Below are 5,635 nucleotides of genomic sequence, written 5' to 3' on the forward strand. Positions count from 1 at the left end.
CGGCGCGCGGGATGCGCGCCGGGCCCTCCGCCGTACCCGGGGGACGGGGGTCAGCTCTTGCGGATCTCCCAGAAGCGGAAGACGGTCGAGGCGTCGAGGGTCCATTCGAGGCCGGTGACGCCGTCGCGGGTGACGGCGTACTGCTTGCCCTGCCAGAGCGGGAGGAGGGGGAGGTCCTCGGCGACGGCGTCCTGGAGGGCGCCGTACTCCTTGTCGGTGGCGGAGCGGTCGGCGGTGGCGGCGGTCTTCGGCAGGAGGGTGCCGGTGATCGTCTTGTTCTCGTAGTGGTTGGCGAGGACGTTGCCCTCGCCGAAGAACGGGGCGGTGAAGTTGTCGGCGTCGGGGTAGTCGGGGACCCAGCCCTTGACGTAGACGCCGTACTTGCCGGCGGCGATGTCCTTCTCGTACTGCTCGAAGGGGACGGACTTCACGTCGGCGGAGAAGAGGCCGCTGGCGTTGAGCTGGGCGGCGATGGCCTTGAGCTCGGCGTCGGTGGAGGGGCCGTAGCGGCTGGGGGTGGACCAGAGGGTGAGGGTGACCTTGTCCTTGATGCCGCCGGCGCGCAGCGCCTGCTTGGCCTTGGCCTTGTCGGGGCCGCCGTAGGTGTCGAAGAAGGCGGTGTTGTGGCCGTTGATGCCGGCCGGGACGATCGAGTAGAGCGGGGTCGCGGTCGACTGGTAGACGTCCTCGACGAGGGCGTCGCGGTCGACGAGGTGGGCTATCGCCTTGCGGACGGCGAGCTTGCCGGCGACGGGGTCCTTCATGTTGAAGACGAGGTGCTGGACCTCGGCGCTGCCGCCCTGGACGATCTGGACGTCGCGGTGCTCGCTGGAGGTCTCCAGGGTGGTGATGTCGGCGGCGGAGAGTCCTCGGTAGGCGACGTCGACGTCGCCGTCGGTGAACGCCTTGGCGAGGGCGGCGCGGTCGCCCTTGAAGAGCTTGAGGGCGATCTTGTCGTTGCGGCGCTCCGCGGTGCCCCGGTAGCCGGTGTTGGCGGAGAAGACGGCCTCGCTGTCGCCGAAGGAGTCCAGCTTGTACGGGCCGGAGCCGACGGCCTTGCCGTCGGTGCGCAGCGCGTCGGCGGGGTACTCGCGGTGGTCGACGATGGAGCCGGCGCCGGAGGCGATCTTGCTGGGGAAGGTGGCGTCCGGGACCGTGAGGCGGAAGACGACGGTCCGCTCGTCGGGGGTCTCGATGGTGTCGATGGTGGAGAGCAGCGGGGCCGGGCCGGAGGGGTCGGCGATCTTCAGGGCGCGCTCGAAGGAGAACTTGACGTCCGCGGAGGTGAGCGGGTTGCCGTTGGAGAACGTCAGGCCCGGGCGGAGCGTGCAGGTGTAGACGGTGCTGCCGTCGTCGAAGCCGCACTTGTCGGCGGCCTCGGGCTCGGGCAGCGAGCCGCCCCTGGGGAAGGCGAGGAGGGACTGGAAGACGTTGTTGAACAGCAGCCAGGAGCCGGGGTCGTAGCCGGCGGCCGGGTCGGTCGCCAGGATCTCGTCGGACATGCCGACGCGGATGGCGTCGGACGTGTCGGAGCCCTGGCCCTGCTCGGTGCCGCAGCCGCCGAGGAGGGCGGCGGAGAGGCCCGCGGCGAGCGGGGCGGTCAGCCACTTGTGGTGCGTCTTCACAGAACTTGCCTCATGATCTCTTGCCAGGCCGGCCGCGCGTGGCGCGCGGCCGGTACAACGAAGGGGTCAGGCGGTGGTGCCGCGGCTCAGCTCCCAGAGCAGCAGGTCCGAAGAGGTGTTGAGGGCGTACTCGACACCGTTGATGTCGTCGCGGGCGGCGACGTACTGCTTGCCCTGCCAGAGCGGCAGGACGGGCACGTCCTGGGCGACGATCTTCTGGATCCGGTGGTAGTCGGGGGTCGCGGCGGTGCGGTCGGCCTGGCGGCGGGACCGCGGGATGAGCTGGTCGCGGACGGTCTCGTTGACGTACGGGGTGCCGAGGAAGTTGTCGCTGTCGAGGAAGGGCGCGACGTAGTTGTCCGGGTCCGGGTAGTCGGGGAACCAGCCGAGGCCGTAGACGGCGTAGTCGCCGCGGCGCTGGGCAGGGCGGAACTCGGACCAGGCGGTGCCCTTGACGGTGACGTCGAAGAGCTCGCTCGCGATGAGCTGGTTCTTCAGCGTCGCGAACTCCTGGGCGGTCTCGACGCCGTAGTGGTCGGTGGTGTAGTTGAGGGTGATCTTGACCGGGGTCTTCACGCCGGCCTTGCGCAGGATGCCGGCGGCGCGGCCGGGGTCGCCCTCGCCGTACTCCTCGTAGAAGGGGGTGGCGTGGCCGCTGATGCTGGAGGGGATCAGCGAGTAGAGCGGCTCGGCGGTGGGGCCGTACACGCGGTTGACGAGGGCGCCGCGGTCGATGACGGCGGCCATGGCCTGGCGGACGGCCTTCTCCTCGACGGCGGGGGCCTTGGTGTTGAAGCCGAGGTAGCGGATCTCCAGGCCGGGGACCTCGGAGACGCGGATGCCGTCGGTGGGGGTCTCGGTCAGGTCGCGGATCTGCTCCTGGGAGAGGGAGCGGGCCATCATGTCGATGTCCTTGCTCTCCAGGGCCTTGCCCATGGCTCCGGCGTCGGCGTAGGCGCGGAGCTCCACCTGCTCGTTGCGGGGCGTGATGTCGCCCTTGTAGCGGGGGTTGCGGGAGAAGACGAAGCGGGTGGCCTGGTCGCCGTCGCGCTCGGTCTTGAGGGTGTAGGGGCCGGAGCCGTCGACCTGGAAGCCCTCGCGGAGCTTGTCGGCGGCGTACTTGTCCTTGCTGAGGATGCCGGCGACGGGGGTGGAGAGCTTGTACGGGAAGGTGGCGTCGGGGGCGTTGAGGTGGAAGACGACCTCGCGGTCGCCCTTGGTCTCGACGGTGTCGACGGTCGACAGCAGGGCGGCGGCGCCGTTGTCGGACTTGATCTTCCGGACCCGGTCGACGGAGTACTTGACGTCCTCGGCGGTGACGGGGGTGCCGTCGGCGAAGGTGAGGCCGGAGCGCAGGACGCAGCGGTAGCTCTCGCTGGCGGTGTCGGTGAAGGCGCAGCTCTCGGCGGCCTCGGGCACGGGGTCGCCGCCGCCGCGGGGGACGTGGACCAGGGTCTGCACGGTCTGGCGCAGGATGTTCCACGCGCCGGTGTCGTACGCGTAGGCCGGGTCGAGGGGGGCGGGTGCCTCCTCGGTGGCGACGAACTGGTCGGTGGTTCCGACGACGATGGCTCTGCCGTCCCCTCCCGTGCCGCAGGCGGCGAGCAGCGGGGCGAGCAGTCCGGCCAGGGCCGGCAGCACCAAGGTCTTGCGGTTCATCAAGGGACGTTCTCCTCAGCCGGCCTGGGGTACAGCGGTCATGACGACACTCCGCCGCCGGCCGCCCGGTCGGGGCGGGAGCGATCGGGCCGGGAAGTTGCGATCGGTCCTGTGTTCTCGGCGACTTGGGTATGCGCCGGCGCACGCGGTGATTGCGGCGAAGTACTCGCGAAAGATTAGTGGGCGGCGCCGCTATTGCCGGACGGGGTGGCCGGTGGGGAGTAATCGCAGGGTGATCATGAATGCGGCCGCTTCGATAGTCATGCGGTGCGCGAGGCGGACGGTCCCGAGCGAATCGGGACACAAGGGGGCGGTGGACGTCCGCATTCCGGGCAAGGAACGAGGTCAGGCCACCCCTCGGCGAGCACGCTGGGTGACCAAGGTCACGCGGTCGCATTCAAGGGATGGCCTGAACCAATTGCACGGCGGTGGTGTGAGGGAAGACGCCGGAAGGGATCTTCGGCGAATGTCCGGGGGAAGGCCCGGAGAAAGCCCCGGGAAAGCTCAGATAAAGCTCAGATTCCGGAGACGAGGGTCCTCAGGAACGGCACGTCGACCTCTTCGAGCGAGCGGACCACGACCCGGCCGGGCAGCGAGGGGATCGGCGCGACCGAGGGCACGGCGACGACCCGGCAGCCGGCCGCCTCGGCGGCGGCGACACCGGTCGCGGTGTCCTCGATGACCGCGCAGAGGGCGGGGTCGGCGCCGACGCCGCGCGCGGCGGTCAGGTACGGCTCCGGGTGCGGCTTGGTGCGGGTGACCTCGTCGCCGGCGACGGTGAGGTGGAAGCGGTCGCGGCCGACGGACTCCAGGACGCGGTCGATGATCCGCCGGTGGGAGGCGGAGACCAGGGCGGTGGGGATGGCGTGCCGGGCCAGTTCGGCGAGGAGCCGCTCGGCGCCGGGCATCAGTGGGACGCCTCGGGTGATGCGCTGTTCGAACTTCTCGTTGAGCAGCACGGTCAGCTCGTCGAGGGTGATGTCGGCACCGGTGGACTCGATCAGGTAGCCGGCGCTGCGGGTCATCGGGCCGCCGACCACGACGTGCTTCCACGCCTCGTCGAGGCGGTGCCCGAGGTCGGCGAAGACCTCGACCTCGGCGTCCCACCAGAAGCCCTCGGTGTCGACGAGGGTCCCGTCCATGTCGAGGAAGACCGCCTGCAGGGCGGAGCTTCCATGGGCGCGGAACAGGGACGCGGGGACCGTACTGGTCATCCGGCACACCTCCATGGAGGGACGAAAGGCCGGCCCCACTCCCGGTACGGGGAGGAGGACCGGCCTGCACTGGACCGACCAGTGTACGTCCCGATCACCGCCGGCGCGGATATTTGCCGCCCGGCGTCAGCGGATGGTCACCGGACGCTCACCGGGCGTTGAAGTACTTCGCCTCGGGGTGGTGGAGGACGATGGCGTCGGTGGACTGCTCGGGGTGGAGCTGGAACTCCTCGGAGAGGTGCACCCCGATCCGCTCCGGGCGGAGCAGTTCGGCGATCTTGGCGCGGTCCTCCAGGTCCGGGCAGGCGCCGTAGCCGAGGGAGAAGCGGGCACCGCGGTACTTGAGGTCGAACATGTCCTCGACCTTGTCCGGGTCCTCGCCGCCGAAGCCGAGTTCGGCCCGCACGCGCGCGTGCCAGTACTCGGCGAGGGCCTCGGCCAGCTGCACGGAGAGGCCGTGCAGCTCCAGGTAGTCGCGGTAGGAGTCGGAGGCGAAGAGCTCGGCGGTGGCCTCGCCGATCCGGGAGCCGACGGTGACGACCTGGAGGCCGACGACGTCGGTCTCGCCGGACTCCTCCGGGCGGAAGAAGTCGGCGAGGCAGAGGCGGCGGCCGCGGCGCTGGCGGGGGAAGGAGAAGCGGGTCCGCTCGTTGCCCGCGTCGTCGAGGATGATCAGGTCGTCGCCCTTGGAGACGCACGGGAAGTAGCCGTGGACCACGGCCGCTTCGAGCAGGTTCTCGGTGTGCAGCCGCTCCAGCCAGCCGCGCAGCCGCGGCCGGCCCTCGGTCTCCACCAGCTCCTCGTACGTCGGCCCGTCGCCGGCCCGGTTCTGCTTGAGGCCCCACTGGCCCTTGAAGAGGGCGCCCTCGTCGAGCCAGGAGGCGTAGTCCTTGAGCGGGATGCCCTTGACGACGCGGGTGCCCCAGAACGGCGGGGTGGGGACGGGGTTGTCGACGGCGACGTCGGACCGGCCGCCGGGCTCGGGCTCGTCGACCTGGAGCGCCGCGGTGCCCTTGGCGACCCGGCGCTGCTTCAGCTCGGGGAGCACGGCGCCGGGGACGCCGCGCTTCACGGCGACGAGCGCGTCCATGAGGCGCAGGCCCTCGAAGGCGTCGCGGGCGTAGCGGACCTCGCCCT

4 protein-coding genes are annotated in these 5,635 nt (G+C 70.7%); all 4 read right to left on the reverse strand.

Annotated elements, in window-relative coordinates; translation table 11 throughout:
* Positions 1 to 50 precede the first annotated feature (50 nt).
* On the reverse strand, positions 51 to 1,625 hold the full coding sequence (locus IE321_RS40425) for an ABC transporter substrate-binding protein (RefSeq protein ID WP_190226622.1): 1,575 nt from the start codon (positions 1,623 to 1,625) through the stop codon (positions 51 to 53).
* A gap of 66 nt (positions 1,626 to 1,691) precedes the next feature.
* Positions 1,692 to 3,284 (reverse strand): ABC transporter substrate-binding protein, encoded by a 1,593-nt coding sequence (locus tag IE321_RS40430; RefSeq protein WP_190226623.1) that lies wholly within the window; start codon positions 3,282 to 3,284, stop codon positions 1,692 to 1,694.
* A gap of 515 nt (positions 3,285 to 3,799) precedes the next feature.
* Positions 3,800 to 4,498, reverse strand: coding sequence for an HAD family hydrolase (locus IE321_RS40435; protein WP_043230665.1), 699 nt, complete (start codon positions 4,496 to 4,498; stop codon positions 3,800 to 3,802).
* A 148-nt stretch (positions 4,499 to 4,646) separates the two neighbouring features.
* Positions 4,647 to 5,635: vitamin B12 dependent-methionine synthase activation domain-containing protein (locus IE321_RS40440; RefSeq protein ID WP_308439756.1), on the reverse strand; the 989-nt coding region annotated here is incomplete at its 5' end.

It is taken from the genome of Streptomyces hydrogenans (assembly GCF_014656075.1).
GTDB classification, from domain to species: Bacteria; Actinomycetota; Actinomycetes; order Streptomycetales; family Streptomycetaceae; genus Streptomyces; species Streptomyces hydrogenans.

Coding starts and splice junctions, on each gene's coding strand:
- IE321_RS40430 (WP_190226623.1), bottom strand. CDS start 3,284: ATGAACCGCAAGACCTTGGTGCTGCCGGCCCTGGCCGGACTGCTCGCC.
- IE321_RS40435 (WP_043230665.1), bottom strand. CDS start 4,498: ATGACCAGTACGGTCCCCGCGTCCCTGTTCCGCGCCCATGGAAGCTCC.